This window comes from Amycolatopsis sp. NPDC049691 (assembly GCF_040675005.1).
GTDB lineage: Bacteria > Actinomycetota > Actinomycetes > Mycobacteriales > Pseudonocardiaceae > Amycolatopsis.
This window is the reverse complement of the sequence record NZ_JBFANX010000007.1, coordinates 254,256-270,312: the sequence shown is the minus strand read 5'-3', so window position 1 is coordinate 270,312 and position 16,057 is coordinate 254,256. Positions and strand designations below refer to the sequence as shown.

The following is a 16,057-nucleotide window of genomic DNA, read 5'->3' as shown; positions in this document are numbered from 1 at the left end:
CGCCCCCGCTCTTTCTTCATAAACTTTCTTAAAACACTTTTTAACACACACGACCGATGCCCAGCAGGTCCACGAAAGCCAGGGCCGCCGGGGTCGGGTTCGCTTCCGCCCAGATCACGTACTCGACCCGGGCCGGGGCGTCGGTGATCTCGATCGTCACCACGCCCGTCAGCTGCGGTGCGTACCCCGACGGCAGCATCGCCACGCCCAGCCCGGGGCCGACGAGGCGGGGCACGTAGTCCGCGCTCGTCACCTCGTACGCCACCTCGCGGTCCAGGCCCGCGGCCGCGAACGCCTGGTCGGACTGCGCGCGCCCGGCGGTGCCCGGCGGCAGGTCGACGAACACCTCCGACGCCAGGCGTTTCAGGCTGACCGACGATTCGCCTGCCAGCGGGTGGTCCGGGGCCACCACGGCGATCAGGTGGCCGCGGGCCAGTTCGCGGACCGCGACGCCGCGCGGGGTCGCCGTCGTGGGCAGGCCGAGGAACGCCACGTCGAGGCTGCCGTCGCGGACCTGCTCGATCAGGTCGTCGCTCGCGCCGACCCGCAGGCTGATGCGCACCTGCGGGTACCGGTCGTGGAACTCGCGGATCGTGGCCGGGACGTCGGCCGCGGTGACCGTCGGGATCAGGCCGACGGCCAGCCGCCCGCGCACCTCGCCCACCGCCGCCGCGACCTCGGCCGCCGCCCGCTCCGCGGCGGCCAGGCACTGGCGCGCCGGCGGCAGGAAGGCCTCGCCCGCCGGGGTCAGCCGGACCCGGCGGCTCGTGCGGTCGAACAGCCGCGCGCCGAGCTCGCGCTCGAGCCGCGCGACCTGGTGGCTGAGCGCGGACTGGACGACCAGGCACCGCTCGGCGGCCCGGGTGAAGCTGTTCGTTTCGGCGATCGCGACGACGTACCGCAGCTGCTGGAGTTCCACCCATCCATCTTGAACCACGATCGCTGCGGTGACGAACATGTGTTGGACTCATCAATCCGTCTCCGGTGGACTTGCCGTATGACAAGCCAGCTCCTGCGGACCGACCCCCACCGGGTGGACGTCCCGCGCATCGCCCTCACCGCGGTCGCGCCGATGGTGTGGGGCACCACCTACCTCGTCACCACCGAGTTCCTGCCGGCCGGCCACCCGCTCTTCGCCGGTCTCCTGCGTGCGCTGCCCGCCGGGCTCATCGCGCTCGCCCTCACCCGGACGCTGCCGCGCGGCGCCTGGTGGGGCAAGGCCGCCGCACTCGGCGTGCTCAACATCGGCCTCTTCCTGCCGCTGCTGTTCGTCGCCGCGCAGCGCCTGCCCGGCGGCGTGGCCGCGACACTGGGTGCCGCGCAGCCGCTCGTCGTCGCCGTCCTGTCCGTGCCGCTGCTGCGCGAACGCCTGTCGGGGTGGCGGCTCGGCTGGGGCGTGGCGGGCATGGCGGGCGTCGGCCTGGTCGTGCTCGGCCCGGCGGCGGCGTTCGACGGCGCCGGCATCGCGGCCGGCCTGGGCGGCGCGGCCACGATGGCGCTCGGCGTGACGCTGACCAAGCGCTGGGGGCGCCCGGAAGGCGTCGGCCCGGCGGCGTTCGCCGGCTGGCAGCTGACGGCGGGCGGCCTGTTCCTGCTGCCGCTCACGGCCGTGTTCGAAGGCGCACCACCGTCGATCGACGGCCGGGCCGCGCTCGGTTACCTCTGGCTGGGCCTGATCGGCGGGCTGCTGACGTACGCGCTGTGGTTCCGCGGCGTGACGACGCTGCCGGTGGCGTCGGTGGCGGTGCTGGGGCTGTTGTCCCCGCTGGTCGCGGCGCTGCTCGGCGCGGTCGTGCTGGGGCAGCTGCTCGGTTGGGTGCAGCTCGTCGGGTTCGCGCTCGCGCTGGCCGCGCTGGTGGCCGGTCAGGTTCCGGGTGCGTCCGTCCGGAAAGGACAGTCACGGTGAAGATCGCCGTCGTCGGCGCCGCCGGTATGGTCGGCTCCCGCGTCCTCGCCGAAGCCGCCCGGCGCGGCCACGACCTCCTCGCGATCCTGCGGACGCGGCGCCCGGCCGCACTCCCGCCCGGCGTCGGCACGGCCGAGGCCGACGCGAACGATCCGGAGCGGATGGCCACGCTCTTCGCGGGCACGGACGCGGTCGTGGCCGCCGCCCGGCCCGCGCCCGGTCAGGAGCACACCGTCGGCGCCACGACGACGGCGCTGCTCGACGCGGCCGCCAGGGCGGGCACCCGCGTCCTCGTCGTCGGCGGTGCGGCCCCGCTGCGGGTCCCCGGCGGCGGGTTGGTCCTCGACGACCCGCGGTACGTCCCGCCCGAGTACCGCGCCATCGCCGGTGCGAGCGCCGCGCAGCTGGCCGTCTGCCGGGCACACCCGGCCGCCGACTGGGTCTACCTCAGCCCGCCGGCGGTCCTGGAGCCCGGCAGCCGGACCGGCGGCTACCGCCGCGGCACGACGACGCTGCTGGCCCGGCCCGGCGGCGAATCCCGCATCTCGGCCGAAGACCTCGCGGCGGCCGTCGTCGACGAGCTCGAGAACCCTGGTGCGGACCGGCACTTCACGGTCGGCTACTGACCTTCGTTTCACACCGCACCCGCGGGGCCGCCTCGGTCCCGGAAGCGACGCAGTCGACCCCCTTGCCGGGCCCGGGAACCGGGTAGGCGAAGACGGTCGGCGCGTCGCTGTCGCGGCCGGCGGAGAACTTGATCACCGTCGGCCGCCAGGATCCGGTGCCGTGCAGGACCTTCGAGTAGTACGCGGTGTGCGGGCCGATCGTCGTGCCCATGCCTTCGCCGTCGTCGTTCAGCTCGTGCACGGTCAGCACGTAGTCCCCGGCGGTGTACTTGCCCTGGCCCTCGTGCCCGGCTTCGGCCGGGGTCGCGCTGACGACCTCGGGCGCGACGGGGTCGGCGGCGGTGGCGATCACGGTGGCCCCGGCCGCCACCACCGCCGCCCCGGCGGCGACCGCGATGACCCCGATCCTCCTGCCTGTGAAGTCCATGACGATCAACCTAGGAGCGGGGACCGGCCACCACCTCGGCCGAAGGGACACCGGATCTCGTCCTTTCGGCCGAGGCCGAGGCCGAGGTCAAGGGCGGACGAACTCGTAGGTCAGCAGGGCCAGCGCGGTCCCGACCGTGCGCGCGCCGGTCAGCCGCGCCGCCTTGAACCCGCTCGGCTCGGGGAACAACCGCGCGCCCGTGCCGACGACGAACGGGTAGGTCATCAGCCGCAGCTCGTCGGCCAGGTCGTGCTCGAGCAGCGTGCGGACCAGCGTTCCGCTGCCGTACACCACGATTTCCCCGCTCACCTCTTCCTTCAGCCTCGCGACTTCCTTGACGACGTCACCCGCGAGGACCGTGGTCTCGCCCCAGCCGGCGTCTTCGACCGCGGCGGAGGAGACGACGTACTTCGGCAGCGCCCGCAACCGGTCCGCCCACTCGCCGGGGCGCGCCGCCCAGCCCCGGTTCAGGAAGTACCCGTGGGTCCGCCGGCCCATCAAGAGCGCCGAAGCGCCCACCGCCTCCGCGTACTCGACCTCGGCCCACGCCGCGCGGTCTTCGTCGCCGATCCGGGTGAACCAGCGGACGGACCCCTCCTCGCCGGTCGGGTCCTCGACGACCCCGTCGAGCGTGACGTTTTCGCTGATGATGATTTTTCCCATGCCCGGGCAGACGCCGGGACGGCCGGAAAGGGGGCGGCCGCCCCCTTCGCGGCGCCGGCGGCGTCCGTACAGGATGGAAGCGCGAGCAGGGAGACGAGGCCGGATGGGAACCGAACTGATCGGGCGGGCGCGGGCCGGGGACGGCGAGGCGTTCCGGGCGCTGACCGAACCGCACCGCCGTGAGCTGCAGGTGCACTGCTACCGCATGCTCGGCTCGTTCCAGGACGCCGAGGACGCCCTGCAGGACACGTTGCTGTCGGCGTGGCGGGGCCTCGGCGGTTTCGACGGCCGCGCGTCGATCCGCACCTGGCTGTACCGGATCGCCACCAACCGCTGCCTCAGCGCGCTGCGCGCGGCGGGGAGGCGCCCGGCGAAGGCGTGGGACATCCCCGGCGTCGAGCCGCCCGAGCCGACGCGGCTCGGGGAAGCCGTCTGGCTCGAGCCCTTTCCCGACGCGCTCCTCGAAGGCGCGTTCCCGGTGCCGCCCGGCCCGGAGGCGCGGTACGAGCAGCGCGAATCCGTCTCGCTGGCGTTCGTGACCGCGCTGCAGGTCCTGCCGCCGCGCCAGCTGGCGGTGCTGGTGCTGCGCGACGTCCTCGGGTTCCCGGCGGCGGAGGTCGCCGCGATGCTGGACACGACGGTCGACTCGGTGAAGAGCGCCCTCAAGCGCGCCCGGGCCGGGCTGCGGCGGCAGCGACAGCAGCGCGAACCGGCGCCCGCGCCGGGCTCGCCCGCCGAGCGCGCGATCGTCGCGGACTTCGTGCGGGCGTGGGAAACCGCGGACATCGGCGCGCTGGTGGCTCTGCTGACCGACGACGTGTTCGTGTCGATGCCGCCGCTGCCGCTGGAGTACGAGGGCCGGGACGTGGCCGCCCGGTTCTGCGCGGCCTTGTTCGGCGCGGGCCGCCGGTTCGACCTCGTCCCGACGCGCGCCAACGGCCAGCCGGCGTTCGGCGCGTATCTGCGTGGTTCCGCCGGCATCCGGCACGGAACCGGCTTGTACGTGCTGACCTTGGCGGGTGACCGGATCAGCGCGATGACCCGGTTCGAGAACAGCGTGCTCCCGGCGTTCGGGCTGCCGAGGTCGGTGCCGGGGTGACTCAGCCCGGCAGCGTCGCGGGCAGCCCGAACGCCGGGAAGAGCCGCTCGTCCAGGAACACCACGATCCGGCCGATGACCCCGCCCTCGGCTTCCACGACGTGGATGCCGTGGCCGGCGAACGAGCCGTCCGCCCGCCGCGTGTAGCTGCCCATCGCCGGGAACCCGTTCGCGCTCGTCGGCAACGCCCGGCGGGGGGAGCCGAAGATCCGGCGCGTGTGGTGCTCCAGCACGGCGTCCCGGCCGTGGAACCACACCGCGATCGGCGGCATCTGGTACTCGACGTCCGACCGCAGCAGCGCCGCCAGGCCCGCCGTGTCCGCGTCCTCGAACGCCTTCAGGTAGCGCCGCAGGACTTCGTCGTCGAGCGCCGGGTCCGGCCGCACCCGGTCTTCGACCGGCTGGTCGGCCGCCAAGGTCGCGCGGGCGCGCTGCAACGCGCTGCGGGCCGCCGTGGTCGTCATGTCCAGCGTCGCGGCCGCCTCCGCCACCCGGAACCCCGCCACTTCCACGAGCATCAGCACCGCCCGCTGCCGCGCCGGCAACCGCTGGAACGCCGCCACCACCGCCAGGCGCGTGCTGTCGCGCAGCGCCGTCAGCTCGGCCGGGTCGTCCCCGGCCGTCGGCAGCGGCTCGAGCCACGACACCGTGTCGATCCTGGGCAGCGCCCCGGCGGTCTCCGTCCCCGCGCCGAGCCCGGCGGGCAGCACCCGCCGCCGCGCGCTCTTCAGCACGTTGAGGCACGCGTTCGTGGCGATCCGGTACAGCCAGGTGCGCACCGATGAGCGTCCTTCGAAACCGTCGAAGGCCTGCCACGCGCGCAGCATCGTGTCCTGCACCAGGTCTTCGGCGTCCTGGAAGGAGCCCAGCAGCCGGTAGCAGTGGGCGAGCAGCTCTCCGCGGTACGGGTCCGCCAGCCGCCAGAAGTTCTCGTCAGACATCGGGTCCTCTCCTGTCCACGCCGGTGCGGACAACTCGGCGGCCCCGGATGCACCGGTGCGTTCGCCCGCCGTGCCCGGTCCACCCGGTCATGACACCCGGAACCGCGAAGTGATTCCCGAACGGGCCCGGCGCCGGGCCCGCCCCGCCGTCGACGGCGTGCTGCAGGCGGCCCTCGGCGCGGGCATGGTCGCGATGACCTGGCCGTCGGCGCCGCTCCCGCTGATCGTGCTCTACGGCTTCGCCGGGCTGTGGTTCGCGGCCCGGTCCCTGGCCGGCAGGCGCGGCCACGACGCCCACCACGCCCTGATGGCGGCCGCGATGGCGTGGATGCTCTCGCCCGGCGGTGCGTCGAAGGTCGTGGCCCTCCCGCTGACGGCGGTCTTCGCGGTGACCGGTGCGTGCTGGCTGGCACGGGCCGGTGCATTCCGGCCGTGTGCCTTGTCGGACCGGAAGACCCAGACCCCGGATGAGGGAGAACGACCGATGGTGGACCTGCCCCGGATCGCTTCGCGGGAAGAGTGGCTGACCGCCCGCAAGGAACTCCTGCGGGAGGAGAAAGAGGTGACCCTGCGGCGGGACGCGCTCGCCGCGCGGCGCCGCGAACTGCCGATGGTGAAGGTGGACAAGGACTACGTCTTCGACGCGGCGGCCGGGAAGGCCCGGCTGCTCGACCTGTTCGAGGGCCGCCGCCAGCTGGTCGTCTACCACTTCATGTTCGGCCCGGACGACACCGAAGGCCACAACAGCTGCGCGCTGCTGGTGGACAACATCGCGCACGAGGAGCACTTGCACGCCCTCGACACGACGGTCGCGCTCGTGTCCCGGGCGCCGATCGCCCGGCTGACGGCGTTCCGGGAGCGCATGGGCTGGACGATCCCCTGGTATTCCTCGCTCGGCAGCGACTTCAACTTCGACCACCACGTGACGAACGACGAGTCGGTGGCCCCGGTCGAGTACAACTACAAGGACAAGGCGACGCTGCTGGCGAAGGGCACGCCGTGGTACGCCGAGGGGGAGTGGCAGGGCCTGAGCGTGTTCGTCCGCGACGGCGACGAGGTGTACCACACGTACTCGACGTACGAACGCGGTCTCGACCAGCTCGTGACGACGTACACCTACCTCGATCTGACACCCCTGGGGCGGCAGGCGCACATCACGAAGTTCAGCCTGCACGACCAGTACGCGTCGCCGGCGGATCGGGAATCGCATATTCGCATTTCAGATACCCTCGCCGAAAATTCCGGACCGCCGGCCGTCCGTCGCCCGTGATCAATGGACGGCAGATCCGCCGGTGAATCAATTTCGGTTACACCAACAACGGTGATTCACCCGATCGTGTAAATGCGCGGAAAGACCGACCGCCGCGGATAGGCGTGCAGTGGTGATGGCGGTAGGGTCGCCGGCGACACAGCAACTCGAATGGCTGATCGCCTAACTGATTTCCGAAGGAAAGCAAAGAGGGAATTGGACTTCGACGCACTGGCTGCCGAGCTGCGCACGCTCCGGGACAGCGTCGCCGGGGTGACCGGCACGGTGCTCGCCGCGGTCGACGGCATACCCATCATCGCCGACGCGGACGACTACATCGATCCGGCGAAGATCTCCGCGCTCGCCGCCGCCGATCTCGGAATCGCGCGCCAAGCCGCCGAAATGACCGGGAAGGGCACGCTGAGCCAGACCGTGGTCTTCGGCAGCGAGGGGTACCTGGCCGTCTACGCCGTCGGCCGGCTGGCGCTGATGGTCGTCCTGGGGGACAAGGGCCTGAACGTCGGGCGCCTGCTCTTCGAGACCCGGCCGGTCATCGACCGGATCGGCACGATCCTGGCCGCGTAGCGGAAAAGCCCGTCCAACGGAAAGGTGCAGCATGATGATGAACATCGACACCGCGCTGAAGGAAGCCATGTCGATCACCGGCGCCGTCGGCGTCGCCCTGGTCGACTACGAGAGCGGGATGTCGCTCGGCACCAGCGGTGGCGGCGAGTGGCTCGACCTGGAGGTCGCCGCCGCGGGCAACACCGAGGTCGTGCGGTCGAAGCTGCGGGTGATGTCCTCGCTCGCGCTCAACGACACCATCGAGGACATCCTGATCACGTTGCACCGCCAGTACCACCTGATCCGGTTGCTGAACTCGTCGCGGAACTCGCTGTTCCTGTACCTGGTGCTGGACCGGGAACGGGCGAACCTGGCACTGGCCCGCCACTACCTGAAGCGCATCGAAGCCGACCTGCAGGTGTAGCCGCGGGGGAGGAGGAGACGATGACCGGAGGCGGCTCCCGCGCCGCACTCGTCATCGGCTCGGCGTTGATGCACGACCTCGGTTCGCTGTTCCCGGTGGCGATGACCCTCGCCGGCGACGAACTGGCGTTCACCTTCGTGTCGTCCTGTCCCTCGCCCGACGCCGTCGAGGAGTGGGTCCGGTTGCGGTCGGGTGCCGTCGTCGCCGACCGCGTGCTCCGCTTCTCCGTCGACGCGGACCGGCGGCGGATCCGCGTCGAGCTGGCCGGATCGCCGGTCCGGGCCCTGGTCGTGCTCGCCGACGAGGTCACGGCGGCGTCGGTGAACGCCCCGCGGCTCGGCCGCTGGCAGGACCAGGTGCCCTGCACGCTGCAGGTCGCGATGGACGAGCTCGCGCGGGTGCTCTCGCGCTGTCACCACCGCGCCGGCGGCGCCGAGCCGTTGATCGACCTCGACCTCGCCTACCGGCCGGACCGCGAGTACGAGATCCGGCTGGCGGGGGCGCACGAACGGGTGCGGCCCTTCATCGCCCCGGTCCGCCCGGTGCTGGCGATGCGCTGGCGCTCGACGACCTCGGCGCAGCGCAAGGCGTTCCTCGACGAACTGCCGGACGGCGTGCCCGCCCGCGGCTGGCTCCGCCGTCGGCGCACTGTCCGGCTGATGGGGCTGGACGTGGAGGTTTCCCCCTGAGCACGCGGTGGTGGCAAGGTGAGCCGCATGCGGATCAGCGACGACGACTACCGGTGGTTCGCCGGCCGCGCCCTCGACGGGATGGCGACGATCCTCACCGAGCTCGGCGACGAGCGGGCCAACCGCCGTCCCCCGCTGCCGGGGGCGAACACGCCCTACGCGATCGTCACGCATTGCCTGGGCGTGCTCGAGTTCTGGGTCGGCGCACTGGTCGCCGGCCGCCCGGTCGAGCGCGACCGGGACGCGGAGTTCACCGCGTCGGGACCGGTGGCCGAGCTGCTGTCCCGCTTCGCGGTGGCGAAGGAGCGGCTGCGCGCCGATCTCGCGGCGGCCGACTCGGCGGCGCCGCTGCGCGCGCCGGCGCCGCCGAAGTACGCGGACACCCCGGCGGGCCGGACGCAGGGCGGGGCGCTGCAGCACGCGTACGAGGAACTGGCCCAGCACCACGGCCAGCTCGAGCTGACCCGGGACATCCTGTGCCAGGGCCGGCCGGTGAGCGGCTCCGCCGGAACGGTGTAGCGGTTCGCGGGGCCCGCCGGTCGTGATCACGCGGCCGGGTGGCCGCGGTGTGGCTCAGGCCCGCGCTCGGGCGGCTCCTGCCGCAGGGCCAGGGCGGGGAGCGCCAGGATCACCGCCTTCCACTCGCCGCCGGTCCGCCCCGCGGTGACCTCCGCCGGCGGCCGGGTCAGGCCGGGTTCCGCGGTGCGGCGGGGTCGCTGCCCGCCAGTTCCGCCGGGTCGACGTCCAGCGGCTGCCACCGGAACACCCCCGCCCCCTGGGCGTACGCCAGGTGTCCGCCGAGTGCGCCGCCCGCACTCGCCGCCGTCAAGCCGAGCGCGCCCAGCACCTTTCCGCGCACCGGCCGGCCGCGGCGGCGGGCCGCGTAGGACGCCCCGAACAGCGCGATCGCCACCGCGTTGCTCGCCGCGTGGACCAGACCGACCCGGCGTTGCCGTACGTCGAGGTCCGCGTAGTCGGCCAAGCCGAGCACGATCGCCGGCGGGGCCGCCAGCAGCCCGGCCGCCACCAGCCGGCGGGCTTCCTCCTGACGGCCCGGCAGCAGGTCGAACGCCGCCGCGCAGAGCCACGCGCCGATCGGGACCGTCACGGCGATCGGGTGCAGCGGGTGGCCGAGCCACCGCCCGCGCAGCAGCTTGCCGACCGTGCTCTCCGCCGGGCCGCGCAGGCGCCTGCTCAGCTCGGCCGCCGGTTTGTCGAGGGCCTCGGCGTGTTCGACCGCGTGCAGGGCCCGATGAGGTGCGGGGGAGTTCATTCCTCGCGGCTACCCCGTCCGCCGCGCCTCAACCCGCGTCCCACGCCGCTCTCGCGTGGCTCACGAACTCGGCGCGGCTGCCCGCGGTGATCGCCCCGGTCCGCGTGCGGTAGCAGTCCAGCACCGCCGCGAACCCGGTCGCCTGCAGGAAGTCGCGCACCGCGGGCCGGTCACCCGTCACCACCCGCAGGCGCGCGGCCGAAGCGCGGTCGTGCGCCGCCCGCACTTCGCGGACGCCCGCGACCGAGAGAAACGACAGCTCGGACAGGTCCAGCACCAGCACTTCCGGTTCGCTCGCCAGCACCCGTGCCGTGGCCTGGCCGAGCTTCGGCGCCGTGCCCGCGTCCAGCTCACCGGTGAGGACGAGGACGACGACGCCGGGCTCGGCCCGCGTCCGGAGGACCCGGAGCCGCTCCGGCTGGAAGGAACCGGTCATGGGCATGCACCGTCCTCGGGCGAAGAGACGAAGTACCCGATCGGCTACCCGGGTGCCGGAGCGGCAAAACCGGGTTCAGGCGCGCATCAGGATGAAGTCGCCGTGGCCGCCGTAGCCGAGGACGTCCTCCGCGTACTGGGTGCCGTCGAACGTGGGCAGCCACCAGCGGTCGCCGATCCGCACCAGCATCGGGTGCGGGATGTTCGTGCCGTACGGCGCGTTCAGCGTGCCCAGCTTGCGCAGCCGGAGGTCGTAGACCGGGTACTCGCGGGCGTCGCCGTCGCTGGCGAACAGGTACCACCGGCCGCCCACCCGCTGCAGGATCGTCCCCTCCGTCTGGCTGACCGACGTGTCGGCGCCCAGCAGCGTCAGGCCCTGGTCGTAGTCGGCGCCGCGCGGCGCGGCCGCGAGCGCGGGGTGGAAGACGAACGACGGCTGCTGCGCGGGGCTTTCGACGAACGCGATGTGCCACCGCCCGTCGATCCGGGTCAGCGCCGGGTCCCACGAGCTGACCGCGGTCGGCAGCGGGAGCTGTGCGGTGGGCAGGACGTGCACCCCGGACAGCACGTTCTCGCGGGTGACGGTGTGCCGCACGTGCACCCCGGCGAAGGAGAAGTCGCCCCAGGAGCTCATCAGCAGGATGAACCGGTCGTCGTCGACGACGATCTGCCCGGCGTGGTCGCCGAGCACGACGCCGTCGCGGGCGAAGAACAGCGTCGCGACCTGCTCCAGCTTCGTCGGGTCGGCCAGGTCGAGCGTCCACACCGCCCAGTGCGCCTGCTGGAAGAAGCCGAGGCCGGCGTTGGTCATCGTGAGGTAGAGCTTGCCGTCGCGGAGGTAGGGCCGGCCGTCGGCGTACTGCACGACGTGCGGGTCGCGGACGCCGGCCTGGCCGAAGTAGCCGGCCCGCACCCGGCCCAGCCGCGCCGGGCGGCGGCTGCCGTAGGCGTAGCCGAGCTTGCCCAGCACGGCCGGGTCGCGCAGGTCGATCCGCGCGCGCACCTGGTCGCGTTCGGTCAGCAGCGGCCGCCAGCCGGCGCCGGTGTCGGCCAGCACCGTCACGGCGTTTTCGTTGACCACCACGGCGAAACCGAACGCTCTCGGCAGGCTCGCCGCCGCGGTCTTGACCACGGCGGTGCCGCTCGCGGTGGTGATTTCGATGCCGGCCTGTCCCGCGGCGGGGTCGTAGGTGCCGAGCACCGAGACGCCGGCCCCGGCCAGCCCGGCGACCACGGGCGCGCCGGCGTCGCGCACCTCGACGGTCACCGTCCCGTAGGGCGCCTTCGGCCGGACCCCGGTCTTGACGAGGGCGCCGGGCCGGGCCGCGGTGTCGACCTGGACGAACTTCGGGGCGATCAGGGCGAAGGGCCGGAACTGTTCCGTGACGGTGAACTTCAGGGAGAGCGGGTCGGTGCCGGCGGCTTCGGCGGTCCCGCCGAGCAGGCTCGCGGTCACCCCCGTCACCCCCAGCGCGGTGAGGGCACGCAGCACGTCGCGTCGATCGAAGTCGGTCACCTTTGACCTCCGGGTGGGGACGGATCGGACGGCTCAGTTTGCGACGTGGCATGCCACGTTGCAACCGGCGCGGGAGCCAGGCGCGGGGCATGCTGGACGCGGCGTGCCGGCAGAGGAGGTCCCGGGTGAGCGGCAGGACGACCGAAAAGGCGTGGCCCCGGCCGCCCGGCCTGGCGACCGGGCCCGCCTACCTCGACTACAACGCGACCACGCCGGTCGATCCGCGCGTCACCGAAGCCGCGCTGCCGTACTGGACGGACTTCTTCGGCAACCCGTCGAGCGAGCACGCCTACGGCGGCGAGCCGCGCCGGGCGCTGGCCGCCGCGCGGGCGCGGGTGGCGGCCCTGATCGGCGCGCGGCCGGGGGAGATCGTGTTCACCGGGTCCGGGTCCGAGGCGAACCTGCTGGCCCTGCGCGGCGCGGTGCTCGCCGCGGGCGCCCGGGACGCACACCTCGTCGTCCAGCCGACCGAACACCCCGCCGTGCTGGAGACGGCCCGTGCGCTCGGCCGGCTGCACGGCACCCGGGTCACCGTGCTGCCCGTCGACCACCAGGGCCTGGTCTCCCTCGACGCGCTGGCGGCGGCCCTGCGGGCCGGCGCGGATCGCACGGTCGTGTCGATCATGGCGGCGAACAACGAGACCGGCGCGATCCAGCCGGTCGCGGAAGTTTCCGCGGTCGCGCACTCCCGCGGCGCGCTCGTGCACTGCGACGCCGCGCAGGCGTGCGGGAAGATCCCGGTCGACGTCGGCGCGCTCGGCGTCGACCTGCTGACGGTGGCCGGCCACAAGGTGTACGCCCCGCGCGGCGCGGCCGCGCTCTTCGTGCGCGAGGGCGTGGTGCTCGAGCCGGTCGTCTACGGCGGCGGGCAGGAACGCGGCCTGCGGGCGGGCACCGAGAACGTCGCACTCGCGGTGGCGCTAGGGACCGCCGCCCGCCTCGCGGCCGACGACCTCGCCGCGGGCGCCGCGGAGCGGATCGCGGCGCTGCGCGACGACCTGCACGCGCGGCTCTCGGCGGCGCTGCCGGGCCGCGTCCGCGTCAACGGCCCCGCGGCGGCCGGGCGGCGGCTGCCGAACACGCTCAACGTCAGCGTCGAGGGCACCCGCGGTCACGAGGTGCTGGCCGCCGCCCTGGCGATCGCGGCCTCGACCGGATCGGCGTGCCACAGCGGGATCCACGCGCCGTCGCCGGTGCTGACCGCGATGGGGTTCGACGCGGACCGGGCCCTGTCCGCGATCCGGCTGTCCCTGGGGCGGTGGAGCACCCCGGCCGACGTCGACACCGCCGTGCACGCGATCGCATCGGCCGCGAGCCGCTGAGCCGGGCGCCCGGGAACCGCGGCGTAGTGTCGCATCGTGCAGATGCCGACACAGCGGGGACGCGGGCCCGCCCGCGACCGCGTGTGCCGGCGGTGGGCCGCCTCCGCGGGCCGGCCATGACCGCCGGACCGGAGACCGCGCCGCGGGGCTACGACCACGCCGCCGTCCAGTACCGCTCAGACGCCGAGCTGCTCGCCGTCGCCGTCCCGTTCCTCGAGGGTGGGCTGGCCGCCGGCGAGCCGACCGTGGTGTCGCTGGAGCCGGACCGGGCGGAGCTGGTGCGCCGGGCCCTCCCCGCGTCCGCGGACGTGCGGTACCTGACCGCAGACGAGCTTTACGTCCGCCCGGCCGCCGCGATCCGGTCGTACCGGACGATGCTGGCCGGGCTGGTCGCCGGCGGCGCCACCGGCATCCGCGTCTTCGGGGAGATCCCGCGCGCGGCGGTCGACGCGGCGTGGGACGGGTGGGCGCGCTACGAAGCCGCGGTCAACCACGCCTACGACGAGTTCCCCCTGCGCAGCGTGTGCGCCTACGACACCCGGACCACCCCGCGGCACGTCCTCGACGACGTCGCCCGCACGCACCCCTTCGTCCTGACGCCCGGCGGGCGCCACGGCAACGCCGGCTACGTCGACCCGCCGGCCTTCCTGGCCGGCCCGCGGCCGGTGGCGCCGCTTCCGATCCAGCACACCGCCCCGCTCGTCGTGTTCACCGACCCGCAGCCCGCGACGGCGCGCCGGGCCGTGCTCGAGCTGGGCAAGACCGACCTGCCCGCCGCCGAGATCGACGACCTCGTCCTGGCGGTCAGCGAGATCGTCGACAACGCGCTGCGCCACGGCCGCCCGCCGGTCGAGATGCGGATCTGGGCTGACCCGGGCCACTTGGTCGTGACGGTGCACGACACCGGCGACGGCCCGGCCGACCCGTTCGCGGGACTGCTGCCCGCCGCTCACCGGATCGGCGGCCGCGGCCTGTGGATCGCGCACCAGATCTGCAGCCAGGTGGCCCTGTACCGCGACGAAACGGGCTTCACCGCACGGCTCACGGCGGGCAACCCCTGAGCGTCTATTCCTCGTCGGCCGTGGTCAGCGCGCCGCGGTTGTCGACCAGCGCGGCGGCGATCTCGGTCAGCTTGACGTTGAGCTCCTGCGAAGTGCGCCGAAGCAGACCGAAAGCGGCGTCGGCGCTGAGTCCCTGGCGGGCCATCAGGATGCCCTTCGCCTGGCCGATCACGTCGCGGGACTCGATCGCGCGGCGCAGGTGCGTGCGTTCCAGTTCGGCGAGCTCGGCCACCCGGGCGTGCTCGAGGGCGAGCGAGGCGTGCGTGGCCAGCAGCAGGGCCCGGTGGCGGTCGGTCGGCGTGATGCCGCCGCGATCGGCGTAGATGTCGAGCGCACCGGTGAGCCCCGCCGGGCGCGACGACGGCAGCAGGGCCGTGGACAGCACCGCGCCCAGCCCGTGCGCGGTCGCGACGGCGGCGAACTGCGGCCACGCCGGGGACCGCGCGAGGTCCTGGTCGAGCGAGTAGGCCGGTCCACCGGGGGCGGCGGCGTCGAGACAGGGCCCGGAGCCGGTGCGGTACTGGACTTCGTCGAGGTCGGCGGCGATGCCCGGGATCTCCACCGGGGTGAAGAAGCGGCCGGCGGCGTCCCGCAGGGTGATGCTGACCAGCCGCGCGTGCGGCACGACGACGGTGGTCGCCGCGACCACGTCGTTCAGGGCCTGGGTCACCGTGGACGCGTCGAGCAGGACCCGGGTGAGGGCCGCCAGCTGCTCACCGAGCCGTCCTCGGACGTCCGCTCGGCGCCGTGGCGGTCGATCGCTTCGTCCACACTGGCGTGCACGGGCAGCGTGTCCCCGGGCAGCGCACCGCGCGGGATCCGGGTGTTCAGCGCTCCCGGGTCGAGCAGGACGGCCGACCGGACCCCTCCTCGCGCGCGGCGCACGGCGAATTCGCCGAGCGCCCGCACCCCGGCCGCGGAAAGGGTGCCGACGTCCCACAGGTCGAGGATCACCAGGTGCGGGGGCGGCAAGGTGACGGTCGAATCGAGCAGCCGGGCCAGCGCGGCCGTGGCGGTCCCCGTGTCGAGCGTCCCGCTGAGCCGCAGGACGAGGGCCTGCTCCGCGTCCATCGGCAAGACCTCGACGTCGCCGGTCATGTCCCCACCTCCTCGTCCGCGGTCCGAAGAGAATCGGTTACCCGCACCGGCGGTGCTCAACCCGCCCCATCACCGGTTCGCGGACGTCCGCGGTGCGCGCGGCGGGTGCGTCGCCCCGCCGTAGTGGGTGGCGCCGAGCGTCACGGCGGCGACGAGCGCGACCGCGCCGGTGACCGTCCCGATGCGCGCCGGTGTGCGCAGGCGCGGGGGGCGGGGGCGGGGGACGTCGGCGGCGGCGTCGGACAGCCTCGCCGTCGCCCACCGGTAGCCGTGGGCGAGCGAGAACGCCAGGGTGGCCCCGATGATGAAGAAGTCCGCGACGTTGAAGGAGTACTTGCCGATCGGGACGAAGTCGATGGCGCCGCGGACGCTGCCCGGCGCGGTGACGTGGTGGAGCCCGAGGCGGTCCAGCAGGTTGCTGGTCCAGCCGCCGATCGCCAGCGCGGCCGGCGCCCGCAGGAGCACCGGGTGCCGCCGGCGCAGGAGCAGCAGCACCGCGGCGGTGAGCAGCGCGGCACCGGCGAGGTCGAGCACCGCACCGGTCACCGGCCCGGCGTACCACGCGCCGACGACCGGCCCGACCAGCGGGTTGCCGCCGAAGTTGATGCGCGTCCGCGGCACTTCCCGCCAGGCCCACGCCTTGGTCACCTGATCCGCGGCGACGACCAGGAGCAGGGCGTAGGCCGTCCACGGCGGGCGGAGGACCGGTCCTTCGAGCCGGGACGTCCCGGCGGTGCCGTCAGGGTTCATCGGTACCTCACAGCC

20 protein-coding genes are annotated in these 16,057 nt (G+C 73.9%); 10 read left to right on the top strand and 10 right to left on the bottom strand.

The window, feature by feature from the left end; genetic code table 11:
- Positions 1-40 precede the first annotated feature (40 nt).
- Entirely contained in the window at positions 41-919 is an 879-nt protein-coding gene (locus tag AB0J40_RS18775; RefSeq protein WP_364454374.1) for a LysR family transcriptional regulator, read from the bottom strand.
- Between the two features lie 78 nt (positions 920-997).
- Here AB0J40_RS18775 and AB0J40_RS18770 point away from each other — a divergent pair, with 78 nt between their 5' ends.
- On the top strand, positions 998-1,906 hold the full coding sequence (locus tag AB0J40_RS18770) for an EamA family transporter (RefSeq protein ID WP_364454371.1): 909 nt from the start codon (positions 998-1,000) through the stop codon (positions 1,904-1,906).
- A complete protein-coding gene (locus AB0J40_RS18765; RefSeq protein WP_364454368.1) occupies positions 1,903-2,532 on the top strand; it encodes an NAD(P)H-binding protein in 630 nt (209 codons plus the stop codon). Before AB0J40_RS18770 ends, AB0J40_RS18765 begins: the two co-directional genes overlap by 4 nt.
- Here AB0J40_RS18765 and AB0J40_RS18760 read toward each other — a convergent pair.
- On the bottom strand, positions 2,516-2,959 hold the full coding sequence (locus tag AB0J40_RS18760) for a hypothetical protein (protein WP_364454365.1): 444 nt from the start codon (positions 2,957-2,959) through the stop codon (positions 2,516-2,518). The genes AB0J40_RS18765 and AB0J40_RS18760 overlap by 17 nt on opposite strands.
- An 87-nt stretch (positions 2,960-3,046) precedes the next feature.
- A complete protein-coding gene (locus AB0J40_RS18755) occupies positions 3,047-3,622 on the bottom strand; it encodes a dihydrofolate reductase family protein (RefSeq protein ID WP_364454362.1) in 576 nt (191 codons plus the stop codon).
- Between the two features lie 103 nt (positions 3,623-3,725).
- Here AB0J40_RS18755 and AB0J40_RS18750 point away from each other — a divergent pair, with 103 nt between their 5' ends.
- The gene (locus AB0J40_RS18750) at positions 3,726-4,721 is read left to right on the top strand and encodes a sigma-70 family RNA polymerase sigma factor (protein ID WP_364454359.1); all 996 of its coding nucleotides are present in this window, start codon (positions 3,726-3,728) and stop codon (positions 4,719-4,721) included.
- 1 nt (position 4,722) lies between these two features.
- Here AB0J40_RS18750 and AB0J40_RS18745 read toward each other — a convergent pair whose 3' ends face one another.
- The gene (locus AB0J40_RS18745) at positions 4,723-5,661 is read right to left on the bottom strand and encodes an RNA polymerase subunit sigma-70 (RefSeq protein ID WP_364454357.1); all 939 of its coding nucleotides are present in this window, start codon (positions 5,659-5,661) and stop codon (positions 4,723-4,725) included.
- Positions 5,662-5,770: 109 nt separating this feature from the next.
- Here AB0J40_RS18745 and AB0J40_RS18740 point away from each other — a divergent pair, with 109 nt between their 5' ends.
- The 5 genes from AB0J40_RS18740 (at position 5,771) to AB0J40_RS18720 (ending at position 9,106) form a co-directional block, all read left to right on the top strand.
- Entirely contained in the window at positions 5,771-6,931 is a 1,161-nt protein-coding gene (locus AB0J40_RS18740; protein WP_364454354.1) for a DUF5134 domain-containing protein, read from the top strand.
- Between the two features lie 195 nt (positions 6,932-7,126).
- Entirely contained in the window at positions 7,127-7,495 is a 369-nt protein-coding gene (locus tag AB0J40_RS18735) for a roadblock/LC7 domain-containing protein (protein WP_364454351.1), read from the top strand.
- A gap of 37 nt (positions 7,496-7,532) precedes the next feature.
- Positions 7,533-7,898, top strand: a complete 366-nt coding sequence (locus AB0J40_RS18730; RefSeq protein ID WP_364454746.1) for a hypothetical protein — start codon at positions 7,533-7,535, stop codon at positions 7,896-7,898.
- A gap of 20 nt (positions 7,899-7,918) precedes the next feature.
- Positions 7,919-8,587, top strand: a complete 669-nt coding sequence (locus AB0J40_RS18725) for a hypothetical protein (RefSeq protein WP_364454348.1) — start codon at positions 7,919-7,921, stop codon at positions 8,585-8,587.
- 27 nt (positions 8,588-8,614) lie between these two features.
- Positions 8,615-9,106, top strand: a complete 492-nt coding sequence (locus AB0J40_RS18720) for a DinB family protein (protein ID WP_364454345.1) — start codon at positions 8,615-8,617, stop codon at positions 9,104-9,106.
- Positions 9,107-9,272: 166 nt separating this feature from the next.
- On the opposite strand, the gene AB0J40_RS18715 is transcribed toward AB0J40_RS18720, so the two are convergent.
- From AB0J40_RS18715 to AB0J40_RS18705, 3 genes are all read right to left on the bottom strand, one after another.
- Positions 9,273-9,860 (bottom strand): DUF2231 domain-containing protein, encoded by a 588-nt coding sequence (locus tag AB0J40_RS18715; RefSeq protein WP_364454343.1) that lies wholly within the window; start codon positions 9,858-9,860, stop codon positions 9,273-9,275.
- Positions 9,861-9,888: 28 nt separating this feature from the next.
- Positions 9,889-10,296, bottom strand: coding sequence for an STAS domain-containing protein (locus AB0J40_RS18710; protein WP_364454340.1), 408 nt, complete (start codon positions 10,294-10,296; stop codon positions 9,889-9,891).
- Between the two features lie 75 nt (positions 10,297-10,371).
- Positions 10,372-11,811, bottom strand: coding sequence for a hypothetical protein (locus AB0J40_RS18705; RefSeq protein WP_364454339.1), 1,440 nt, complete (start codon positions 11,809-11,811; stop codon positions 10,372-10,374).
- A 125-nt stretch (positions 11,812-11,936) separates the two neighbouring features.
- Between AB0J40_RS18705 and AB0J40_RS18700 the strand changes: the two genes are divergently transcribed.
- Both AB0J40_RS18700 and AB0J40_RS18695 read left to right on the top strand, forming a co-directional pair.
- Positions 11,937-13,133, top strand: coding sequence for a cysteine desulfurase family protein (locus AB0J40_RS18700; protein WP_364454336.1), 1,197 nt, complete (start codon positions 11,937-11,939; stop codon positions 13,131-13,133).
- Positions 13,134-13,249: 116 nt separating this feature from the next.
- Positions 13,250-14,194, top strand: coding sequence for a sensor histidine kinase (locus AB0J40_RS18695; protein ID WP_364454334.1), 945 nt, complete (start codon positions 13,250-13,252; stop codon positions 14,192-14,194).
- 4 nt (positions 14,195-14,198) lie between these two features.
- On the opposite strand, the gene AB0J40_RS18690 is transcribed toward AB0J40_RS18695, so the two are convergent.
- The 3 genes from AB0J40_RS18690 to AB0J40_RS18680 all read right to left on the bottom strand — a co-directional run bounded on the left by AB0J40_RS18690 (position 14,199) and on the right by AB0J40_RS18680 (position 16,042).
- Positions 14,199-14,864: an ANTAR domain-containing protein gene (locus AB0J40_RS18690; RefSeq protein ID WP_364454332.1), complete on the bottom strand. Its 666-nt coding sequence runs from the start codon at positions 14,862-14,864 to the stop codon at positions 14,199-14,201.
- Positions 14,861-15,292 (bottom strand): STAS domain-containing protein, encoded by a 432-nt coding sequence (locus AB0J40_RS18685; RefSeq protein ID WP_364454330.1) that lies wholly within the window; start codon positions 15,290-15,292, stop codon positions 14,861-14,863. The genes AB0J40_RS18690 and AB0J40_RS18685 overlap by 4 nt, the downstream gene beginning before the upstream one ends.
- Before the next feature lie 69 nt (positions 15,293-15,361).
- Complete coding sequence (locus AB0J40_RS18680; RefSeq protein ID WP_364454327.1) at positions 15,362-16,042, bottom strand: signal peptidase II; 681 nt, start codon at positions 16,040-16,042, stop codon at positions 15,362-15,364.
- Positions 16,043-16,057 lie beyond the last annotated feature (15 nt).